20 protein-coding genes and 1 other annotated feature are annotated in these 21,094 nt (G+C 49.2%); of the genes, 7 read left to right on the top strand and 13 right to left on the bottom strand.

Going from position 1 to position 21,094, the window contains the following annotated elements; translation table 11 throughout:
- Positions 1-205: 205 nt before the first annotated feature.
- Both QZN42_RS07430 and QZN42_RS07425 read right to left on the bottom strand, forming a co-directional pair.
- Positions 206-1,534 carry a Na+/H+ antiporter NhaC family protein gene (locus tag QZN42_RS07430; protein ID WP_296956029.1) on the bottom strand — a complete coding sequence of 443 codons (1,329 nt, stop codon included), beginning with the start codon at positions 1,532-1,534 and terminating at the stop codon, positions 206-208.
- A gap of 223 nt (positions 1,535-1,757) precedes the next feature.
- Positions 1,758-2,537: a TSUP family transporter gene (locus tag QZN42_RS07425; protein WP_296956027.1), complete on the bottom strand. Its 780-nt coding sequence runs from the start codon at positions 2,535-2,537 to the stop codon at positions 1,758-1,760.
- 639 nt (positions 2,538-3,176) lie between these two features.
- On the opposite strand from QZN42_RS07425, the gene QZN42_RS07420 reads away from it, so the two are divergent.
- Positions 3,177-4,229: a hypothetical protein gene (locus QZN42_RS07420; RefSeq protein ID WP_296956025.1), complete on the top strand. Its 1,053-nt coding sequence runs from the start codon at positions 3,177-3,179 to the stop codon at positions 4,227-4,229.
- A gap of 24 nt (positions 4,230-4,253) precedes the next feature.
- On the top strand, positions 4,254-4,532 hold the full coding sequence (locus QZN42_RS07415) for a hypothetical protein (RefSeq protein ID WP_296956023.1): 279 nt from the start codon (positions 4,254-4,256) through the stop codon (positions 4,530-4,532).
- A gap of 447 nt (positions 4,533-4,979) precedes the next feature.
- On the opposite strand, the gene QZN42_RS07410 is transcribed toward QZN42_RS07415, so the two are convergent.
- The 3 genes from QZN42_RS07410 to QZN42_RS07400 all read right to left on the bottom strand — a co-directional run bounded on the left by QZN42_RS07410 (position 4,980) and on the right by QZN42_RS07400 (position 9,342).
- A complete protein-coding gene (locus QZN42_RS07410; RefSeq protein WP_296956022.1) occupies positions 4,980-6,305 on the bottom strand; it encodes a tetratricopeptide repeat protein in 1,326 nt (441 codons plus the stop codon).
- Between the two features lie 131 nt (positions 6,306-6,436).
- Positions 6,437-7,852, bottom strand: a complete 1,416-nt coding sequence (locus QZN42_RS07405; RefSeq protein WP_296956021.1) for a Na+/H+ antiporter NhaC family protein — start codon at positions 7,850-7,852, stop codon at positions 6,437-6,439.
- 59 nt (positions 7,853-7,911) lie between these two features.
- On the bottom strand, positions 7,912-9,342 hold the full coding sequence (locus QZN42_RS07400) for an amidohydrolase family protein (protein ID WP_296956018.1): 1,431 nt from the start codon (positions 9,340-9,342) through the stop codon (positions 7,912-7,914).
- A 323-nt stretch (positions 9,343-9,665) separates the two neighbouring features.
- Here QZN42_RS07400 and QZN42_RS07395 point away from each other — a divergent pair, with 323 nt between their 5' ends.
- Positions 9,666-10,289: a PdaC/SigV domain-containing protein gene (locus QZN42_RS07395; RefSeq protein ID WP_296956015.1), complete on the top strand. Its 624-nt coding sequence runs from the start codon at positions 9,666-9,668 to the stop codon at positions 10,287-10,289.
- A 139-nt stretch (positions 10,290-10,428) separates the two neighbouring features.
- On the opposite strand, the gene mnmA is transcribed toward QZN42_RS07395, so the two are convergent.
- Both mnmA and QZN42_RS07385 read right to left on the bottom strand, forming a co-directional pair.
- Positions 10,429-11,487, bottom strand: a complete 1,059-nt coding sequence (gene mnmA, locus QZN42_RS07390; protein WP_296956013.1) for a tRNA 2-thiouridine(34) synthase MnmA — start codon at positions 11,485-11,487, stop codon at positions 10,429-10,431.
- A gap of 558 nt (positions 11,488-12,045) precedes the next feature.
- Entirely contained in the window at positions 12,046-12,492 is a 447-nt protein-coding gene (locus tag QZN42_RS07385; protein WP_296956010.1) for an Lrp/AsnC family transcriptional regulator, read from the bottom strand.
- A gap of 239 nt (positions 12,493-12,731) precedes the next feature.
- Here QZN42_RS07385 and QZN42_RS07380 point away from each other — a divergent pair, with 239 nt between their 5' ends.
- Positions 12,732-13,112 carry a type II toxin-antitoxin system HicB family antitoxin gene (locus tag QZN42_RS07380; protein WP_296956007.1) on the top strand — a complete coding sequence of 127 codons (381 nt, stop codon included), beginning with the start codon at positions 12,732-12,734 and terminating at the stop codon, positions 13,110-13,112.
- Positions 13,113-13,284: 172 nt separating this feature from the next.
- Here the strand turns inward: QZN42_RS07380 and QZN42_RS07375 are convergent, their stop codons facing one another.
- The 5 genes from QZN42_RS07375 to metA form a co-directional block, all read right to left on the bottom strand.
- Positions 13,285-13,932, bottom strand: a complete 648-nt coding sequence (locus QZN42_RS07375) for a trimeric intracellular cation channel family protein (protein ID WP_296956004.1) — start codon at positions 13,930-13,932, stop codon at positions 13,285-13,287.
- 7 nt (positions 13,933-13,939) lie between these two features.
- Positions 13,940-14,569 (bottom strand): site-2 protease family protein, encoded by a 630-nt coding sequence (locus QZN42_RS07370; protein ID WP_296956001.1) that lies wholly within the window; start codon positions 14,567-14,569, stop codon positions 13,940-13,942.
- A 141-nt stretch (positions 14,570-14,710) separates the two neighbouring features.
- Positions 14,711-15,640: a homocysteine S-methyltransferase gene (mmuM, locus tag QZN42_RS07365; protein WP_296955999.1), complete on the bottom strand. Its 930-nt coding sequence runs from the start codon at positions 15,638-15,640 to the stop codon at positions 14,711-14,713.
- A 16-nt stretch (positions 15,641-15,656) separates the two neighbouring features.
- A complete protein-coding gene (locus QZN42_RS07360) occupies positions 15,657-16,487 on the bottom strand; it encodes a basic amino acid ABC transporter substrate-binding protein (protein WP_296955997.1) in 831 nt (276 codons plus the stop codon).
- 513 nt (positions 16,488-17,000) lie between these two features.
- Positions 17,001-17,948, bottom strand: coding sequence for a homoserine O-succinyltransferase (metA, locus tag QZN42_RS07355; protein WP_296955994.1), 948 nt, complete (start codon positions 17,946-17,948; stop codon positions 17,001-17,003).
- A 41-nt stretch (positions 17,949-17,989) separates the two neighbouring features.
- Positions 17,990-18,230 (bottom strand) — a binding site (T-box leader).
- Between the two features lie 318 nt (positions 18,231-18,548).
- On the opposite strand from metA, the gene QZN42_RS07350 reads away from it, so the two are divergent.
- From QZN42_RS07350 to QZN42_RS07340, 3 genes are all read left to right on the top strand, one after another.
- Positions 18,549-19,295: a carboxymuconolactone decarboxylase family protein gene (locus tag QZN42_RS07350; RefSeq protein WP_296955991.1), complete on the top strand. Its 747-nt coding sequence runs from the start codon at positions 18,549-18,551 to the stop codon at positions 19,293-19,295.
- Between the two features lie 405 nt (positions 19,296-19,700).
- Complete coding sequence (locus QZN42_RS07345) at positions 19,701-20,213, top strand: nitroreductase family protein (RefSeq protein WP_296955989.1); 513 nt, start codon at positions 19,701-19,703, stop codon at positions 20,211-20,213.
- 46 nt (positions 20,214-20,259) lie between these two features.
- Positions 20,260-20,619, top strand: coding sequence for an arsenate reductase family protein (locus tag QZN42_RS07340; RefSeq protein WP_296955986.1), 360 nt, complete (start codon positions 20,260-20,262; stop codon positions 20,617-20,619).
- Positions 20,620-20,858: 239 nt separating this feature from the next.
- Here the strand turns inward: QZN42_RS07340 and QZN42_RS07335 are convergent.
- Positions 20,859-21,094: hypothetical protein (locus tag QZN42_RS07335; RefSeq protein WP_296955983.1), on the bottom strand; the 236-nt coding region annotated here is incomplete at its 5' end.

Genomic DNA, 21,094 nt, shown 5'->3' with positions numbered 1-21,094 from the left:
TAGGAGTAGAGTGTCCATGGCAAAGGGATTTTCCAGTTTACCCTGTCCTATGTTCGGGGATACCAGTTTCCCGTGTCCAATTTCCTAGGACCATTTTAAAAATGGCCGGCAAAGCCAGCCATTTTGAAACCGAACAACGAATAACGAACAACGAAGAACGATACAGATTATGTCAGATCATCGTTTTTGCAAAAATGACTTTACCTTATTTCTCCATCCACTTTGTTGCAAAAGGCACGAAAACGGAGATAACCGCAAAGATGGCCAGGAAATAGCAGTACCACATATGAGGGACGATGTCCAGGGTATTGATGGTGATTCCTGTCTGGCTGGCCAGGGCTGCCGCAGTGAGGAGCTGGGCGCCGTAGGGGATGATTCCCTGGAAGACGCAGGAGAAGATATCGAGGGTGGAGGCGGTGACCCTGGGGTCCACACCGTAACGGTCGGAAATCTTTTTTGCCACATCGCCGGTAACGATGATGGCTACGGTATTATTGGCCGTAGCGCAGTCGATGAGGGAGACCAGGGCGGCCATGCCCAGCTGGGCGGATTTCGGTCCGGTAATGGATTTCTGCAGCTTTTCAATGAGCCAGGCGATTCCTCCATAGTAGGTGATGAGTTCGGAAATACCGCCACAGAAGAGGGCGAGGAAGAAAGCTTCGCTCATGCTGGTAAAGCCTTTCCATATTTCCTGGGCAAAGGAAATAACAGACAGGGAACCGGCACCGATTCCGATGATACCTGAGAGGACGATGCCTGTCAGGAGGACGAGAAATACGTTCATCCCGGTGAGGGCGAGGATGAGTACTGCCAGATAGGGAAGGACTTTCAGCAGGGTGTAGTCACCCACAGCGGCTGCTGCAGTGCCCGGGGTGCCGGTAAAGAGGAAGAGCAGGGCAGTGCAGATGGCTGCCGGAAGGGCGATGAAGAAATTCACTTTGAATTTATCCTTCAGCTCGCAGCCCTGGGTGCGGGTGGCGGCAATGGTGGTATCCGATATCATGGACAGGTTGTCGCCGAACATGGCTCCGCCCACACAGGCGCCCAGGATGAGGGGGACAGGGATGCCGCTTTTCTCCCCAATTCCTGCGGCAATGGGGATGATGGCTGCTACTGTGCCTACGGAGGTCCCTGTGGCTGTGCCGAGGAAGGCGGAAATAAGGAAAATGCCTGCAGTGAGGTATTCAGCCGGAATGAGGCTGATGCCCAGATTGACTGTCGCATCCCTTCCGCCCATGGCAGAAGCCACGGCAGAAAAAGCGCCGGCCAGGATGTAAATCATGAGCATGGTCATGATATTGTCATTGCCTGCACCTTTCGAGAAAATTCCGAATTTGTACATAATGGGATCTTTCGACAGGCAGAAGGCGGCAATGACCGCCACCAGCATGGCCGTTACCGACGGAAACTGGTAGAAAGCCATGGGCACGCCCTGAAGCTGGAAATAAATGCCGGCTCCCAGATAGATGGCGATGAAAATAACGAAAGGAAGAAGAGCGTAAGGATTGCTGCGGTTGGGGGATGGGATGTTCATGTTTGCCTCATATTTCGTGGAATGGATGGAGTCAATTGGGAGAAATCGGATTGCGGATTGCGGGAAGGTGTCGCTGCTGATACAGCGACGAGTATATAGGGGGATTTTGCCCAGGCGGGAATATAACCAGATTAAGTATATCATATAAAATAGCCCGCGTTCTAAATTATCATGCGGGCCGTCTTGACTGATTACTAAAAACTAAGCACTAACTGCTCTTCTCTTATTTAAAGAACAGTTCATATATGACTTTGATAAAGAATATGGAAAGCACCACGATGATGACGGGCTTTACGTTTTTAGCGCCCGATTTCGAAAAGTACAGGGCGCCCAGGTAGTTGCCCAGCATGCCGAAGCAGCCTGCGATGGGGCCCAGGGGGAAGAGGACTTTGCCGTTCAGGAGGAAAACGCAGAGCGCGGCGATATTGGTGGTGGAATTGATGACTTTTGTGACCCCATTGGCTTCTTTGAGAGAAAGATGGGCTACACCGGTTAAAAGAAGCAGCAGGAATGTGCCTGTGCCGGGTCCGTAGAATCCGTCATACACACCGATGCAGAGAGCCATGAGAATGGAAAGAACGGCTGTCTTTTTATAAGGATAGGGTTCCTTTTCAGAAACAAGGGCTTTTCCGCGGGTCACATAAATGGCTGTCAGCGGGAGTACCACCAGCATGAAAAGGAGGAAAAGATGGGAATCCATGAGGAGAGCCAGTTTTGCGCCCAGCGAGGATCCCGCAAAAGCAAAAATCACGCAGACTCCTGCCAGTTTCCAGGGGATGAAGCCGCTTCTGGCAAATTTGAAAGTGGCCAGGACAGTCCCCATGGTGGAGCTCATCTTGTTCGTGGCAATGGCATTGTGAACGGGCAGGCCCGCAATCAGGTAGGCCGGAAGGGAAATCAGTCCGCCGCCGCCGGCAATGGCATCAACGAAGCCCGCAATCATGACGAGAGGGCAGATGAGAAAGTATTGGAGTATGGTTTCCGTAGGAATTTCCTCCTTCATTTTACAAAAATATACCTAACTATATCACGGATGATGGAAATTTAAAAGTGATTTTCAGGAGAGTACATCAAAATAGAGAACCTTTTTCCCATGCTTCCGGAAGTGTCTTCCAAAGGGCGTTTCAGGGTGAGGGTGATTCATGAAAGCCGGTCCTGACTCTATCCATAAAGCTGGGAGATGACTCAAAAAAATAAAAATCCCCCGATTTTTTGATTCGGGGTGATTTTTCGTACCACAAAAGTCAATCGGCTGCAGGGACTTTGGCCTGGATGTGCAGGGACGGAGCGAACGTATGGACAGCAGGCCGGTCAGTTTTTCATGTCGTGAAGGTGTGGTGAAATTCAGCTCGAATCCGGAATCGGGGGATTTTTATTTTTGTTTACCGCGGCAGGAACCGGGGAAAATATTTGATACATCCTTCCGCTGCCCTTAATTTTTGGCGCGCCGGGCAGTTCCTGAAGGATTTCTCAATGGCAATTTCCCTGGCTCTACCTGTATAGTACAAAAAGAGGATTTTATTTTTAAAAATTTTTGAAAAAGTTTCTTTACCACTTGAAAAAGTTAAAAAGTTGGATTTCATGAGGCAAGGCCTGTGGAAATAGGATATAATGAGAATAGTATTAAAGAAAGGAGGCAGCCATGTTTTTTACCGATAATCCCTTTTACATCCTTTCCCTTCATACAAAGGACGGGAAAGAGGCGATTTCCACAGCCCTTCAGGAAAAACTGGAGAAGGCGAAAGACAAAAAAGAGCGGAACCGCCTGCTGGATGCGGAGTACGACCTCACCCACAGCCGGCGGCGGAGCAGTGCGGAATTTTTCTGGCTGCCCCTTCTGACGAAGAAAGAAGCTTATGGATATATCGACGATATTATCTCCGGAAAACCGGCAGGTTCCATCAATTTCCCCTGCCTTTCCTCCATCGTCCTGGCGGTGAACTGCCTGTACTACGGCGCTTATGAGGACCCGCTGCCCCTTTTCCTGAAAATCTGCGAAGATTACGGAAAAATCGACCCCATTGCCACAGCGGCCCTCTTCAATGAAGACAGGAGAAGTGCGGGACTGGCCGGGACGTACGATTATTCCCATGTGGAAATGTGCGAACGGGACCTTCTCGAAAATATCGGCAAAGCCGCCTGCAAGGTAAAAGAGCGGGCGGGAAAAGAAAAGTGGACGGCCCTTATTTCTTCGCTGGCAGAAAAAGAGAAGGAAACGATTCCGGGGGCGGACCTCCTTCTTTCCTATGAAGATTCCATGAGGGAAGAAAAAAGAGAGAAAGAAAAGGACATCGACTATGCCCTGACCCTCACCCGCACTCATTTTCCCCAGGGCCTTTCGCTGGCAAAGGAAAAAATCAATGACTGGATGATTCCCATGAAGCCCATGGTCCTCTGGCAGGGGGCCAGAGTGCTCATGAATCTTTTCCATCGTTTGCGGAACGAGGAAATCTATTTCCTTTCCCGGGGAGAAAAAGACAAGGCCCGGGAGCTGGCCTCCCTTTTCAAGAGTTTTGAAGATTTCAGGGAGATACAGGAAATACGGGAAAGAGACGGGATCCTCATTTCCCACGGCCTTATCCCGGAAAGACAGGAAATCCATTTCCCCCGCTTCGACAGAGTACCGGGTACGGCCATCATCCCGGAAGTCCCGGAGATCAAAAAGAAAAAACTTTTCGGCATCTTTCCCTTTTAATAATGTATAAAAATAGAGGAACTCATGGTAGATGAAGCAAAAGAAGAATTGATCCGCCTCGTAGAAGAAAGAGGCTTTCCGGCGGAACTGGGCCTCCTCATGGCTGAGCAGCTCTCCGGCGAAAAAGCCATCAACCGCATGATCGGCTACCTCCGCCACACAGGAGAGCAGCGGGCCGAAGACCTGGTGGATGAAATGCTGGCCATCTGCGAAGACCGGGACAACTGGATCCGGAAGAAATCGGCGGAATTTTATCAGGAGAAATACAACCGGTACCTGTGGGAACAGAAGGACGATGAGTGATTAGTGGTTAGAAGTGAAAAGTGATAAGTGATAAGTGATAAGTGATAAGTGATAAGTGGTAAGTGGTAAGTGAAGGTGCGGCGCAAATGGATGGGCGTCGCTTTTTTATATGGAAATAAAAACAGGGGAAAGAGGTAAGGGGAAAGGGAAGGATATGGTTTTCCTGCGGAAAACCAATTTATATAGTGCGCTCCGCGCACGGGCCTCTGGCCCGCAATTGTGCTATTAAGGGTTGTACACAGTCGATGGCTCTACATGAACGGCCTGTACCTGTATTCCCGGCCATACGTGAACGGGCATCCCCGCACGAGGGGCAAAGTGTATTCCCGGCCCCGCGCGTAAAGCAGGGAGCGCAGCGTTCTCTTCTGGAAAATAAAACCCCCGGCCGGTACCGGCCGGGGGTTTAACTGAGTGAAATCCAAATCACTAAGCACTAAAAACTAACTGCTAATCACTCACTTTTCGTATGACTTTCTTATACCTTTCAATCGCAATGGGCAGCTCCGATTCATGGCAGTCGAAGGTCTTCACCACGGTTACCGGCGTTTCTCCGTCATAACCCATGACGATGACTGTATCACCGGCATTTACGTCTTCTATTTCACAGAGGTAATCATAAAGCTTTCCTCCGGGCTGGAAAGTGATACGGGCCAGATGGCGGAGGGGGCCGCCTTCTTTTTTCTTCGGGCAGTCAAACTGTCCTGAGCGTAGACTGAGCCAGCCGGCTTTTTTATTGTGCCAATAGAAATTCAACCTGTATTTATCAAAATCCCATTCAAACCGGTCAAAAATCAGGGGATCCTTTTTACCGGAAATTTTTCCGTGAAATTGATGAAGGGTAACTGCTTTTACAAGACTGCAGTAGTCAAAGCGGGGTTCTGTGTACAGGTAGGGGACGATTTTTCCGAAATCCGGATCAAGGCGGCTGATGGAAAGGGAAATGCGCTTTTTCTTTCTGTGAACCGTAATCATCAATGGATACCGATCATCCATCATGTCCCAGAAAAGCGTTTCCAGACCGTCCAGGTCATCCATGAGAATGGAAGAAACAAAGAAATCCTTCGCCAGCTTTTCCCTGGCTTCCGCTCTGGCCATGGCTGCGGTCTTTGCCACTTCCTGATTGCCAAAGAAATCGCTGGCTGCTGCACGCTTCCTTGCTGCATAGTCTGCTTCGAGATAATACTGGTAACTGATTTCCTGTAAATGATAACAGGTGTCATATATCTTTGCCATGCGGAGGGCTGCATCGGCAAAGTTCACATCCGGCCATTCCGGAAACTGCTTTTTCGTTTGATCATAGATTCTTTGATAAAGAGTCCTTGCCAGTTCCGGACGCTTCTCTACTCCGTATCCATTGAAATACATATCCCCCAGCTTGTAAATGCTTTCGGGGTGACCCTGAAGGGCTCCGAAGTAGAAACAGTGGAGGGCTTTTTCATAGTCCGGGACTCCTTTGGTGGTTCGTCCATAATAATAGATGTAGCCCAGGGTATTGGCATAGCAGGGGTCATCGGAAATGGAGCAGAGTTTTTCAAAAATCTGCCGGGCCATTTCCCAGTCGCAGGGATAAAGCCTGGAGCCTCCATAGCAGGCGTACCCTTTCAGGCGGAGGGCTTCTTCCACATCTTTTTCGCAAAGTTCATCAATGACGGGCCGTATTTCCTTCAATTTTTCCTCACTGGCACCGCTTTCCCCGCCCTCTCGCTCAAAATTACGAAGAAGAGAAATTTTTTCCTCCTCCGTCAATTCTTTCTTCACCGGTATTTCTTCCATGGATATCATCTCCTTTAACGGAAGTATATCATTTTTATGTGACAGAGGCTGTCCTCTGGAAACAGGGATCAAAAAAGGCTCCTCCCCCTGATTGACAGGGGAAAGAGCCTGATGATCAGGAATACACCTGATCACATGATAAATCCAAGAATGATATAAAGAACCAGTGAAATACCGGCAAAGCAGAGGACGTAGGGCATCTGGGTCTTGATATGGTCCATAATATCGCAGCCTGTGGAAGCGCAGGACATGATGGTTGTATCAGAAACCGGGGATGCATGGTCGCCGAAAATGGATCCGCCAAAGAGGGCACCGGCGGTGAGGGGGATATTGACGTCCATATTGATGGCCATAGGCAGGGCAAGGACGGCCATGATGGCCATGGTGCCCATGGATGTGCCGGTAGCGAAGGAAAGAAGCATAGCCATGATGAAAGTCAGTGCCGGAAGGAGGGCAGGTGTGAGGAATCCGGCAAAGAGGCTGGAAAGGTAGTGGCCCGTATCCAGTCCTTTGACCAGGGTACCCATGGTAAATGCGAGGGTCAGCACGATAGCGATAGGAAGCATGCCTTTCATACCATCCAGTACTTCACTGGTCAGTTCTTCCAGAGTGAAGACTCTTTCCACAAGGCACATGAAGCAGATGGAGAGAAGGGAAATGCTGCAGCCCCAGAGAAGAGCCTGCATACCGGAACCTCTGGTGGGATTTCCTTTACCTGTAACGATGAGTACGACGAGGATTGTACCGACCATGATCAGAATAGGAAGGAACATATTGATGGCATGAGGCTTCATATCAGGAATATCTCCGACTTTGGACTTGCGGGAAGCAGAAGACGTTTCCGGGTCGTCCAGTTCGCCCGTCGTATCTGCCCGCTTTTCGGCCTGTCTCATGGGACCGAAGTCAAGAGGCAGGAAAGTGGAGAGCAGGGCGAAAACTACGGCAATGATGCAGTAGAAGTTAAGCGGAATGGATGCGAGGAGCGTATTGATGGCATCTGCCTCATTCACTCCGCCGGAAGTCAGGTAGCCTACCATGGCTGCCAGCCAGCCGGAAAGGGGGAGCAGTACGCACCAGGGGGTGGAAGTGGTATGGACCAGGAAAGCTGCCTTTTCATGGGAAACTTTCATACTGTCATTCAAAGGCCTTGCCACAGAACCGGTCAGCATGCAGCTCAGAGACCCCGAAGTGAAAACAATGATGCCCAGGAGCCAGGTAAAGAAAGCGGCTGTTTTTTTAGAGCTGATAATGGACCTTTTTTCCACCATCATTTCCATAAACCCTTTGACCCCGCCGGACCGTTCAATCAGATGGATAAATGCTCCGATCATCAGGATGGACAAAATAACGATTACATTGCCGCTGCCTGCAAAAGTCTTGACTATTCCGTAAAAAGAACTGTTGAGTCCAACGATGATATTTCCGCCGGCCAGCGTGAGAGAAGCAAGGAAAATACCGCTGAGCAGCGCCACATATACATTCTTTAAAACCAGGGCCAGTACGATGGTCAGTACCGGAGGTATGATTGAAAAAATTCCGTATTCCATAAAAATTCCCCTTTTGCATCAGAATCATGAGAGTCTCTCTGTTTTCTGATCATTGTCAATTAAAAACGAATCGATTTCCCGCAGTGTTCGTCGGTAATTACTCCATCCTTCAGCACGATTTTTCCGCCCAGAAGGACGTACCGGATTCCTTCCGGCGGCTTTGTGGGTTCGTTGAAAGTGGCCAGATCTTTCATATGGTCATAGTCGAAAATGGTGATATCTGCATCGGCTCCGATGGAAAGGGAGCCTTTTCGGGAAAGGCCCAGCTTTTGGGCCGGCAGGGTGGTCATCATGCGGATTGCATGATAGAGGGACAGTTTCCCCTTTTTCACATATTGATCAATCAGTCTGGGGAAGGAACCCGCTGCCCGCGGGTGGCCCTGTCCCACGTGAAGGGTCCCGTCGGTACAGAGCATCACTCCCGGGTCCTTCAGGGCCCTGTCGATATCTGCTCCCTTCATGACATAGCATACGGTGAGATATTCGGGGTGTTCCTTACGAACTTCATCGAAAATTTCTTTCGTGCACCGTCTGCCTTTGTATTTCCCTTCACATATTTCCAGTACCCCGTAATCGCAGTGATACCTTTCAATCCACCCGTCATCATACGTAGCGGCTCCGATATTGGTGCTGAAAGCTTCATAGGGATAACAGTCGGAAGTGATCCGGAGTCCCCGCATCCGGTATTCATCCACCTGCCGCAGGAACTCTTCCATCTGGCCAAAACCGGCCATGGAACCGATGTGGGAGACCTGGCAGGGAAGATTGAATTTCACGGCAATCCGGGCAAATTCATCGAGGGATTTGAAAATAGCCGCCGCATCATCCCGCACATGGGCGGCAATCATTTTATCCTCCGGCACGCAGAGGGCAGCCATGCGGTATAATTCCTCCTCCGTAGCTCCCGGGTCGTAGCGGATTCCATAGGAAATACCGGCGCAGCCGCTATCAAGCTGTTTCTTCACATATTTTTCGAGCCGTTCCATTTCCTCTCCGGTCAAAGGGGTGTACCTGTCTTTGTGGCCGATGGCCTGGCGGGATTCTCCGTGACCGGCAAGGAGGGCCACATTGACGGCTGCTCCATCCCGGTCTACCACATCCAGGTACCGGGAAGGCTCGAATTTATTCTGCCCGCAGTTTCCGCCCAGCACGGTGGTCACGCCCATGCGGAGTTCACATTTGAATATGGCAGTGGAATCTTCCGTATCCAGGACTACTTCATCTGTGGACATGTCATTGGCTGCAGAGGGGATCTCCAGGCACGGCCGGCCGCTTTCTGCATCTTTTCCGGAAATAAGACGGTCCTCATGCATGTGGATATCGATGAAACCGGGAGTGACCAGGAGACCGGATGCATCAATCGTCCTGTCTGCCGGCGGCGTTTCCCTGGTGACATCGGCTATTTTTTCGCCTTCAATGACAATGTTCAGACAGGCGTCTATGTGATTGGCCGGATCTATGACATGGCCGTTTTTTATCAATGTACGCATAAAATGGATATCGCTTCCTTTTTGGAAAGTAAACAGATTCAATAAAAAAGCTTCCCCGGCTTCAGAATCCGCCCGGACAGGGCCTCGCTTTTTGACCACGGGAAGTCTTGTATATACAGTATAATTTTTTTATGCGTTTTGCAAGGTCATATATTTCATGGACATGACAATTGATACACTTTTTAAAATATGCCTTTATTTTAATAATAACTATATATAAAGCGTCACAGGGCTCTTTAAAAACAGTTGAAAATAGAGGAAATAAAAATTTCTTGCCAATGAATTCCATTTCCTTCATAATAGAAGAAAACTTCCGGAGGTGAATGATGATGAAAAAAGCAGCAGTCCTCGCAGCCGCTCTGGCCCTTTCCCTGCCTCTCTCCGCATCGGCGGAAATCCTGACGGAAACAAGGCAGGGTCAGGATTTTATTATGAGCTATCCCGTGGTACGGCTGGAAAATAAAAAGGCGGCAGAGAGGATTAATGAAGATATCGAAGGACTCCTCGTCCAGATCCGGGAAAATTATGGAAATGAAAAGATTCAGAAGGGTACAGGCCTGTCCTTTGAAGTGATGTACGAAGATGAGGAACTTCTTTCCATCATCATCACCAATTACGTCTATTCCGGCGGTCCTTACGGAAAACCGGAAGTTATCGGGCTTGTCTACGATAAAGCTACGGGAGGAAGGCTTCCCCTGGAAAGTTTCCTCCGGATCAGTGAAGAAGATCTGGATTCCCTCTATGATCTTCCGAAATATTCCCTCTATACGAGAGAACCCACCGGAAACTGGGAGTGTCAGAAACGGCTGACCGGCGACTATTTTCTCCTCGAAGACCGGAGCATCGGTCTTCTGTATAATCCGGGCGAACTGGATGCCTTCGAGGCGGGTCCGGCCTTCATCCATGTTTCTCAGGAAAAAATCAGCGAATATAACGGGAAAAACTGAGATTAGCAGTTGGTTTTTAGTCATAAGAGCTTTAAAGCTGAAAGTACACAGATTTCCTGAATCATTATTTCCAATAAAAAACTGCCTCTCCATGAGGCAGTTTTTTAGTAACTACTAACGGCTGACTGCTGAATTTTTTTCACAGCCCCCGGAGTATCGTCCCTCCGCCGATGAGCCGGTCTTCGTCATAGAAGACGACCGACTGGCCGGGGGTGACGGCTCTCTGGGGTTCGTCGAATTTCACAACCGCCCTTCCATTTTTCTCCAGGGTTACTTCTGCTTCATGGACCCGTATACCATAGCGGATTTTCGCCTGGCAGCGGAATGTTTCCGCCGGCGCTTCACCGTCGGTAAAATGAAGTTCGTCAGCTAAAAGTCTCGTGCGGAAAAGGTCGTCATTGGAACCGACGATTACCTGGTTCTTGTCGGGACGCAGGGCCACTACGTAGAGAGGCATCTTTGCCGCAATGCCAAGGCCTTTCCTCTGGCCGATGGTATAGTGGCAGATGCCATGGTGCCGGCCCAGGATACGACCCTTGAGGTCTACGATATTTCCCGGTTTGAAAGCTTCCGGTGCATGATTTTCCAGAAATTCCACATAATTTTTTTCGCTGGTGAGGAAGCAGATATCCTGGGACTCCGCCTTGTTGTAGGTGGGAAGTCCTTTTTCTCTGGAAATCAGGCGGGTATCCTTCTTGTACGTGCGGCCCAGGGGGAAAATAATGTGGGCCAGCTGGTCCTGGGTCAAATGATACATCATGTAGGACTGGTCCTTGGACATATCGATGCCCTTTCTCACTTCATATTTCTGCCGTTCCGGATTGAAGACGATCCGCGCATAATGGCCGGTGGAGAAATAAGGCGCATCGAATGCTTTCCTTGCTTCCTCATAGAAGAGGCCGAATTTCACATGGAAATCGCACATCATGCAGGGATTGGGGGTCATGCCTTTCGAATAGGCGTCGATGAAATAGGAAAGCACGAACTTTTTGTATGCCTCTCTCACATCGATGACCTTGAAGGGAATGCCCAGGAATTCACCCATGGCTCTCGCCCCTTCGATTTCTTCCTCCTGCCCGTCAAACTGCAGCATAGTCGCGCCATACACTTCATACCCCTGCTCCTGGAGAAGCCTGGCGGAAAGCGTGGAATCCACACCGCCCGACATGGCGACGACCACTTTTTTCTTTTCTGTCATAAAAAATCCTTTCTGTGGGAAAATTCCCATAAACCATCATTCCGGGGAATCCCGAAACTCGCATCGGAGTGAAAGTCCGAAGGATGTGACTCTATTATATCATCATTCAGCAATAGGACTTTTTCGTCATATGGGATGATCGTTCTTCGTGATTCGTTGTTCGTTCTTCGTAGAGGTGGCGCCCTTCGGGCGCAGTTTTAAATATGGCCTTCGGCCCGCATCTGTGCCCGGAGATATATTTCCTCAATTGTGCAGTTCGTCCCCTCACCGGCTGCGCCGGAGCTCCCCTATCGAGGGGAGCTTTTCCCATTCGCTCGTTTCTCTTTAGTGACAATTGATGATGAACGATACGGGATTTTTAACCCCGTCTGTGCAAATTCCCAATAAAAAATGTGCCGCATCAGCGGCACACCTTCCCGCATCCCGCATCCCGCATCCCGCACCCCGCACCCCGAAATCTCGAAAATGAGTGGAAAGGTGCATGTCCCAAACAGGGCTGACTCCCGAATATCGTAACTGACTCGGAACGCAGTATCTGACAATGTAAGCACAATCCAATCATTCGTCCACCGGATGGACGTGTCTCACTTCTTCCAGTACCGGATGGATGTGGATATGGCCGTAAGGGGTGATTGCTTCCACAAGGGCCTTTACTCCTTCTTCTCCTTTGAAATGGGCATCGATGAAGAATGTATTCTCCTGGACCCGGTAGCAGTGAAGGATGTGAAATTCCGTTTCATGGACGAACCGGATGAAATCCTCCGCTTTTCCTTCGTCGGTATGCATGATGAAAAGGCGGTGGGTGGCATAACCGAAGACGGGACAGTTCAGGTTTACCGTATACCTTTCTACGACTCCCAGGTCCTGCAGCCGTTCTACCCGGTTTTTGGCTGCCTGGCTGGTCATGAAGACTTTCCTGCCCAGCTCTGTCATGGAAATGCGGCTGTTTTTCTTCAGCTCGTTAATGATTTTCTTATCCGTTTCATCCAGCTCTTTCGGACACATGGGGCACCTCCCGGTCGTTTATTTCCTTTATTATAACATTGGATATATGATTAAGGAAATTCAAATCTTTCATGCTTTGAATTTTAAAAAGAGAAGGCAGCTACTGCCGGTGGTATTTTCAGAAGAAAGAAACGTCAATTTATGGTAAAAAGGCCATTGGCAGCAGACTCAAAATGTTATAAAATATATGTAATGAATTTTTGTAATCAAGAGGGTCACTTTACGGGGAAAGGGGGGAAATGATGAGATATTTCTATCCCGCTATTTTTCAGCAGGATGCTGAAAGCGGGTCATTTGCCGCCGTTTTTCCGGATCTCCCCGGCTGCCGTGCCGAGGGCAGTTCCATGAGCGAAGCGGCAGTTAAAGCACGTAATGCCATGGCTGCTTCCCTTCTTGAAATGGAAGAAAAGGAAATACCCATTCCTGCTCCTTCCGAAGAAAGAATCCTGCAGAGCCAGTATAGAGAGAGCAAAGTATGCGTCGTCCTGGTGGATATGGACTCGTACCGCGCTTTCCAGTCATATAAAGTGAAACATGCAGAAGCCAAATCCGCCGAATGGGCCGAGTCTGCCAGAAAGAACAGACCGGGAATCCTTTCCAGGGTATTTGGACTGAGATAGTACAGCCGCAGCGAAAGCTGCGGTTTCTTTTATGCAAAAAAATCTTTCTGCTGCCGGAAGACGACGGCTGACAACTACAAACTAAAAACTAACTTCTTACCTCTCCTCTTATCCCCCGTTTCCCCAATCAAAAAGAGTCACCTGTTTTCACAGCTGACTCTTTTTCTGTCCATTACTCCCGGTGTTTTCCTTTGACCGGATGGTAGAGCTGCCAGCCGTAATGAATGGCAGCTACCCGGATGGCAAGGACCACGGCAAAAGCAATCCAGGAGGCGAGGGTCGTATCCATGCGGGGCCGGAGGATGCAGAGGAGCAGTCCCCCGATGACGGAAGCTATGGCGTATACGTCCATATAAAGGACCACCGGCATGCGGCGGGCCATCATATCCCTGATGATACCTCCTCCCACGGCGGTAATGACGCCCAGCATGGTCGGAAGGATGTAGTGGTATTGGGGAAATGCGTAAAAAGCAGTGAGGGCACCGGTCACCGTAAAGGCAGCCAGTCCCAGGGTATCGGAAATATGATAAAAAACGGCCACCAGAAGCTTTCCCGCTTTGGGAATGTGCCAGATGGGAAATGCAAAGGAAATGACAAGGGCCGTGGCTATACAGAGGAGCAGACTCATGGGATGGACGATGGCCGTGGGAGGTGTAATGCCGCAGAGCACATCCCGGATCATGCCTCCTCCTACGCCGGTCATCACTGCAAGCACGGTAATACCGAATATGTCCATGCGCCTTGCAAGACCAACGACTGTTCCTGAAAAGGCAAAGGCGATGGTGCCCAGTATTTCAAAGATCATCCAGGTTGTTGACATAGGAGCCTCAGAAAATCAGGTGAATGATGAAATAGGAAAGTCCGATGAATGCATTGGCCAGAGGGTTGATCACTTTATTCATAATGCCTGTAAATACGATGACCATGAGCATCAGAAATCCGTAACGGGCGTTGAAATTTTCATATTTCCAGGAAAGCTTACCGGGAAGGAACATGGAAAGGATCTTTGACCCGTCCAGCGGGGGCACAGGCAGCAGATTGAAAAAGGCGAACCACACATTGTACATCATGATCCAGTCGATAAACTGGTAGCTCTGGACCGTGAGCATGCCCAGACGGTTCAGGATGGCTGCCAGCAGCATGGAGAGGAATCCCAGGAAAAGATTCATCCCCGGACCCGCAAAGGACACTTTCAGCATATCTGTCCTGTAATGCTTGTAGTAACGGGGATCGATCATCACCGGTTTGGCCCAGCCAAAGCCGCAGAGTACCAGCATCACCGTGCCCAGCATATCGAGATGGGCCATGGGGTTGATGGTGAGGCGCCCGGTGGCGGAAGGCGTGGGGTCGCCCAGGGAATCAGAAACCACGGCATGGGCAAATTCATGGAAAGAAAGGGCGATGAGCAGTGCCGGTACCCGGTAGAGCAGTGTCCCTAAATCGAGAATATCAAACATAGACGGACTCCTTGTGAAATGACAAAATGTGTATTTATTATACCATTGTTTCCATCATCAGTCATAGGGGAGGAAATAAAGGAACGGTTCCGGGGAAATAAAAAGGGACAGAGGAAATTTCCTTTGTCCCGGTTTTATTCCTTATTTCAGAAGTTCTTTTCTGAACTGCGCCACAGCTTTGATGTCCTGGGGAGTTGTCCGGCAGCAGCCGCCGATGAGGCGGGCGCCTGCCGCGTACCATACTTTGACATAATCCGCATAGGAGGAGGCGGAGCCTTCCCATGTTTTCTTTTCCACATTGTAGGATTCGCCGGAATTGGGGTAAATGACGATGGGTTTGGACGTGCCTTTTTTTGCCTCTTTGATGAGGGATTCCACATATTCCGGGGCCGTGCAGTTGAGGCCGATGGCTTTCACTTCATCGATTTCATCCAGTGCCTTTGCACAATCGGATATCATGTCTCCTCCGCAGGTGTGAAGTCCGTCTTTGCAGGAGAAGGAAATCCAGGCTTTCGCTCCTTTGATTTCTTTCAGCACGTCTGTCTCGGCCAGGGCCTCGAGAAGGCAGGGGATGGTTTCGCAGGCAAAAATGTCCGGGCCTGCTTCGGAAAGGACGTGAAGTCTTTCCCGATGGAAGGCGGCCAGTTCTTCTCTCGTCTTTCCATAATCTCCGCGGTATTCGCTGCCGTCTGCGAGATAAGCGCCGTAGGGACCAACTGAAGCGGCTGCGAGGGGCGCGGGACGATTTTCTTCCTCTGCTTCGGAAAGATATTCATCTCTTGCTTCCTGGACCAGCTCTACAGAGCGGCGGAGAAGTCCTTTTGCTTCTTCTTTGGAAAATCCCTTCTTTTCAAACCCGTCGATGGTTGCCTGGTAGCTGGCGCTGGTCACGATATCTGCTCCTGCTTCATAGTAGGAGAGATGGACTGCCTTCACCAGTTCCGGCTTTTCATAGAGAGCAATGGCACTCCACAGTTCATCGTTAATGGAAAAACCCTGGCGCTCCAGTTCGGTGGAAAATGCGCCGTCCAGCACGATGAATGGATATTTCTTCAGAATTTTTTCAATCATCTTTGTCTCCTTGGGATTATTTCAATACCTCAGCCGGCGGTTCTTTGCCAAACCATTTTTTGTAGATTTTTGCAAATTCGCCGTTCTTCTTCATTTTTGCAAGACCATCGTCAATCTTCGTGAGGAGTTCTTTATTTCCCTTCTTCACTGCAATGCCCAGATCTTCCGTAGTCAGGGCCACCGGTGCAGTCTTCACGGATTTGTCGCTTGTCTTTGCCACATAATATTCATTGGTAGGAATATCGTTTACTACACAGTCCACAGCTCCCTGCTTCAGGTCCAGGAATGCATCGGAAAGGGTGCTGTATACGCGGACGTTCGCCCCTTCGATTTTGCGGGCTGCCTCTTCACCGGTGGAACCGATGGTTACGCCCAGGGTCTTACCGGAGAGATCTTCTTTTTTCTGAATGGAATTATTATCTGATTTGACCACTACGCCCAGACCTGCAATGTAGTAGCGTTTGGAGAAATCTACCGATTTCTTCCGGTCTTCGGTGATTGTAATATCGTTGATGGCCACATCCAGGTCTCCCGACTGAAGGGCAGGGATAAGTCCGTCGAAGTTTACATTCCGCACTTCCACGTCAAAGCCCTCTTCCTTGCCGATGGCTTTAATGATATCTACGTCAAATCCCATATATTCCTTCTTGTCCATATCCTGGAACCCGAAGGGCGGGTAAGCCGCATCCATGCCTGCACGGATGACCTTTTTCGCTGCAGAAGCAGCGGGTTTCGAAGCGGCAGGCGCTGCCCCGCAGCCCGAAAGGCCCAGGGCCGAACCGATGCCAAAAAGGAAGAAAAGAAGAAGAGCAAATAATTTCAATAAAGATTTCGGCTGTTTTTCCATGATGAACTCCTTTTTTGAAATAGTTAATGGCTAATGGTTAATAGGTAATAGGTAATAGTTAATGGCTAATAGCTGGTTGCTTCCCGCTCTTTCGGTCAGGCAATGAGTAAAGAATATTCCCTGCCGCAAGTGGGGAATTAAACGAATACCCGGAAGCGGTTCGCTCCAATGCCTCCAAAGGACAAGTCGGAGAGGCAGGCAAGACGAATACTCCAAAGTTTCCGGTTCGAATGCCAGCAAAGGACAAGTCGGAGAGGTCGGCCAGCCGAATACTTCAAAGTTTCAGGTACAAATGCCTCCAATGAACAAGTCGAAGAGGAAGGCCAGTCGAATACTTCAAAGTTTCAGGTACAAATGCCTCCAATGAACAAGTCGAAGAGGAAGGCCAGACGAATACCTCAAAGTTCCGGATTCGAATGCCACCAAAGGACAAGTCGGAAAGGCAGGCCACACGAATACCTTAAAGTTCCAGCCACAAATGCCTCCAGAGTTCAAGTCGAAACGGCAGGCAGATCATCTTTCGTGCAATGGATTATGCACATCGAAGGGCATGAGGTTATCCAGGGAGTAGGGCGTTTCCTGGTAGACGAAGTTCACCCAGTTGTGATAGAAGAGGTGGGCATAGCTGCACCATACGAATCTTGGCCGTTCCAGGGGATCGTCGTAGGGGTAGTAATTTTCCGGAAGGCGGATGGGAAGGCCCTTTTCCTTATCCCGTTTGTATTCCCAGGAAAGGGTGCCCAGGTCGTATTCGAAATGGCCCAGGATGAAGATGCGGCGGGATTCTTTATCGGAAATAATATTGATGCCCTTGTTGGATGACCGGGAAAGGACGTCCAGCTCCGGACAGTTATCCACTGCTTCATCGTCAATGGACGTATGGCGGGACACGGGAATGAAGTAACGGTCATCGAATCCCCGGAGGAGCGGATGATAGGCCATGGTGGAATTGTACTGGTACACGCCGAAGAACTTTTTCGGCAGGATTTTCTTCTGTACCCCGTAATCCCGGTAGAGCCCTGCCTGGGCTGCCCAGCAGAGATGGAGGGTGGAGAAGACGTGGGTATCAGCCCATTCGAAATATTTCAGCATTTCCGGCCAGTATTCCACTTCTTCATAGGCCATTTTTTCCACCGGTGCCCCGGTGATGATGAATCCGTCATATTTCCTGTCTTTGATTTCATCAAAGGTCAGGTAATTTTCTTCCAGATAAGACCGGTCCGTGTGGGTCGTCTCGCGGGATGCGATGCGGGCGAAATCCACATTGATCTGGAGCGGTGAATCGCCCAGGAGCCGGAGAAGCTGCACTTCCGTCGGTTTCTTGATGGGCATCAGGTTTAAAATTAAAATCTTCAGGGGACGGATGTCCTGGGTCCTGGCCCTTTCTTCGCCGATAGTGACGATTCCTTCCTTTTTCAGTTCCGGAATAGCTTCGATTCCGTCAGGAATTCTGATTGGCACGATAAAACCTCCCATTTATGACAATAAAAAAATCCCGTTCCCAAAGGGACGAGATACTCGTGTTACCACCCAATTTTATCTTTCCGTTACCGGAAAGACCTCATGAGGTACGCCGGCTTTGCCTTGATACCCTGTCTCTGTAACGGGAGAACCCGGACTGCTTCATCATTCGGCAGTGCCAGCTCAGAGGCCATCTTCAGCAGTCCTTCCTGTGCCCCTTTTCACCCGCCGGAGCTCTCTTTGCCATTCGTCACTGCTTACTCTTCTCTTCATGGCTGATATGAGATTAACGCTATTTTATACTGGAAATACGGAAATGTCAAGACAGGAGCCGCTGATTCATCCGGTAAAAATTCCTGCCCGGGAAGGACACTTTTTGAAGAATGCCGGCCTCATGCTTCCCGATTATCCGTCAGGGACTGATGGCTTTCCATGCCCGGAAGGCATATTTCCAAAGCACATTCTAAGTATTAGACATCATTTTTATCCTTTTCTATAATACAGATAAATCAACCCCCGGAAGGGGAAGTCAGGACAATAGTATGAATACCGGTGATATGTTAAAATGCTGTGTGATTTCCGATGAAATTGTGAGGCAGTATGAAGACCTCTGCAGGAAGAAAAGCTTTGGGAAATTTCGCGCCGGACTTTGCGCATTTCAATGATGATATCCTTTTCGGGGAGAACTGGAACAATCCGGCTATCGACCTCAAGACCCGCTGCATCATTACCGTAACGGCCCTCATGGCATCGGGGGTGACTGATTCTTCCCTCACTTATCATCTGCAGAATGCAAAAGCTCATGGAGTGACAAAGGAAGAAATCGCAGCAGTCATCACCCATGCGGCTTTTTACGCAGGCTGGCCGAAGGCATGGGCCGCCTTCAATCAGGCAAAGAATGTGTGGAATGAAGAATCTTCGCCTCTTTCGGACAAAGAAGCTTACCAGAAGGAAATCTTCTTCCCCATCGGAAATCCGAATACCGCCTATGCAAAATATTTCATCGGGAGAAGCTACCTGTATTCTGTTTCTGAGGAACAGGTACCGGTGCACAATGTGACCTTTGAACCCCGGTGCCGCAACAACTGGCATATCCACCATGCGAAATCCGGCGGCGGACAAATGCTCATCTGCGTGGGCGGAAGAGGCTGGTATCAGGAAGAAGGAAAAGAAGCGGTGGAACTCACTCCGGGCAAAGTCATCCACATTCCGGCGGAAGTGAAACACTGGCACGGAGTAGCCAAAGACTCCTGGATGAGCTATCTGGCCTTCGAAGTGGAAGGCGAGGAAACTTCCAATGAATGGTTGGAACCGGTGAGTGATGAAGAATATGATTTATTGAAGTGATGAGCTGGCAGCAGTCATCTGTCAGATACTGTGGTCTGAGTCAATATCGGTATTCGGGCCTTAGCCCTGTTCGGGACATGCACCGCTCGGCTCATTTCCGGAATTTCGGGGTTCGGGATTCGGGGCTCGGGGAGGTGTGCCGCTTTCGCGGCACGAGTATTTATGGGGAACGGACACAAAAATTTCTCACTGCATCGGTGAGATTATATTTCCTGACATGAAATCAAACCTGCGGGAATGGATAAAAGTATCCGTTTTCCGCAGGTTTAATTGATTTGCAGGGATATTTTGAAAATATATTTTCAGGAAATTTTTCTAAAATCCGAGTAAAATAAAGTGAGACTTTAGATTTCCCGGGATTGTCAGTCCCCTGTTTATCGTGAATGAAATTTAAAGGAGGTACTTATGGAATTTACGGAAGTCATCAGAAACCGCTTTGCCTGCAAGAAATTTGGCAGTCGGAAAGTATCGAAAGAAGTACTGGTGGAAATCCTGGAAGCCGGACGGCTGGCGCCTACGGCGAAGAATCTGCAGGAGCAGAAAATTTACGTGCTGGAATCGGAAGAAGCGCTCGCAAAATTCGATAAGGCCACTCCCTGCCGCTATGGGGCACCGACTGTCCTCATCGTTGCCTATGATAAGGAAAACGTCTTCACCTATCCCGGCGGAAAGAGAAATTCCGGTATCGAAGATGCTTCCATCGTGGCCACCCATATGATTCTGGCTGCAGAAAATGCAGGAGTGGACAGCTGCTGGATTAATTTCTTCGACCCTGACAAGCTGAAAGAATCCCTGGGACTTCCGGACAATGAAGAAATCCTCATGGCTCTCGACCTGGGCTATGCTGCTGAAGGCGTAAAAGCCCTGCCGAACCATACTCATCGGAAAGATTTGTCAGAAACGGTCCGGTATCTGTGAATCAATCCGGCGATTTAAATGATTTCTGTATGAAAGGAGAAAGAAAATGAATACTTTTATCTGCTATGACCGCTGCGGCACCTGCAAAAAGGCAAAAAAGTGGATGGACGAAAATGGTATTTCCTATACCATAAGGCCCATTAAGGAAGAAAATCCCACCGCTGAAGAACTGGAGAAATGGATTCCCGAGAGTGGAAAGGAACCGAAAAAGTTTTTTAATACCAGCGGTAAAATCTACAGGGAGCAGAAACTTTCCGCCAAACTCAAAACCATGAGCGAAAAGGAAATGATCGGCCTTCTTTCCACTGACGGTATGCTGGTGAAACGGCCCATCCTCCTTTCCGGAGATAAAGTGCTGGTAGGCTTTAAACAGGAAGAATGGGAAGAGGCCCTGCTGAAGAAATAAGGAAATCTATGAGAATACAATCAATACACATTATTTTGAGCTACCGGAATTTATAAAGTGATCAGTGAAGGGGCCCGCATCCAATTGGGTGCGGGCTTTTTTACATGCTTTTCATTGAAAATGAACATTTTTATTATGAAAGGCACCTTTCTGTATCCGGGGCGGCCAGTGGCACTGCGAAGAGATAATTTTTTTACAGAATCGAATGCGGGTTCAGGAGGGCAGAGTGTAACAGGAATTCAATCTGCAATTTCCAGGAGTAACAACCGGGCAGAAATCTTTCGTAAAATTTCAATAAAAAGGCGCCCTCTTACGAAGGCGCTGTCACCCGCAGGGGTTTGAATTTTCTGAGAATGTTTCCTGCCCGAATGGAATTCTGATAACTGCAATGTCATTAACTTAAGAAATTCATAAAATAGTTCAAGTACGCATCGAAAGGTGCGTGCTTTTTTGTGCAAAAAAGTCGAAAAAAATA

Origin of the sequence: uncultured Dialister sp. (assembly GCA_900314595.1) — a bacterium.
GTDB lineage: Bacteria > Bacillota > Negativicutes > Veillonellales > Dialisteraceae > Dialister.
This window is presented reverse-complemented; position numbering and strand designations above follow the sequence as displayed.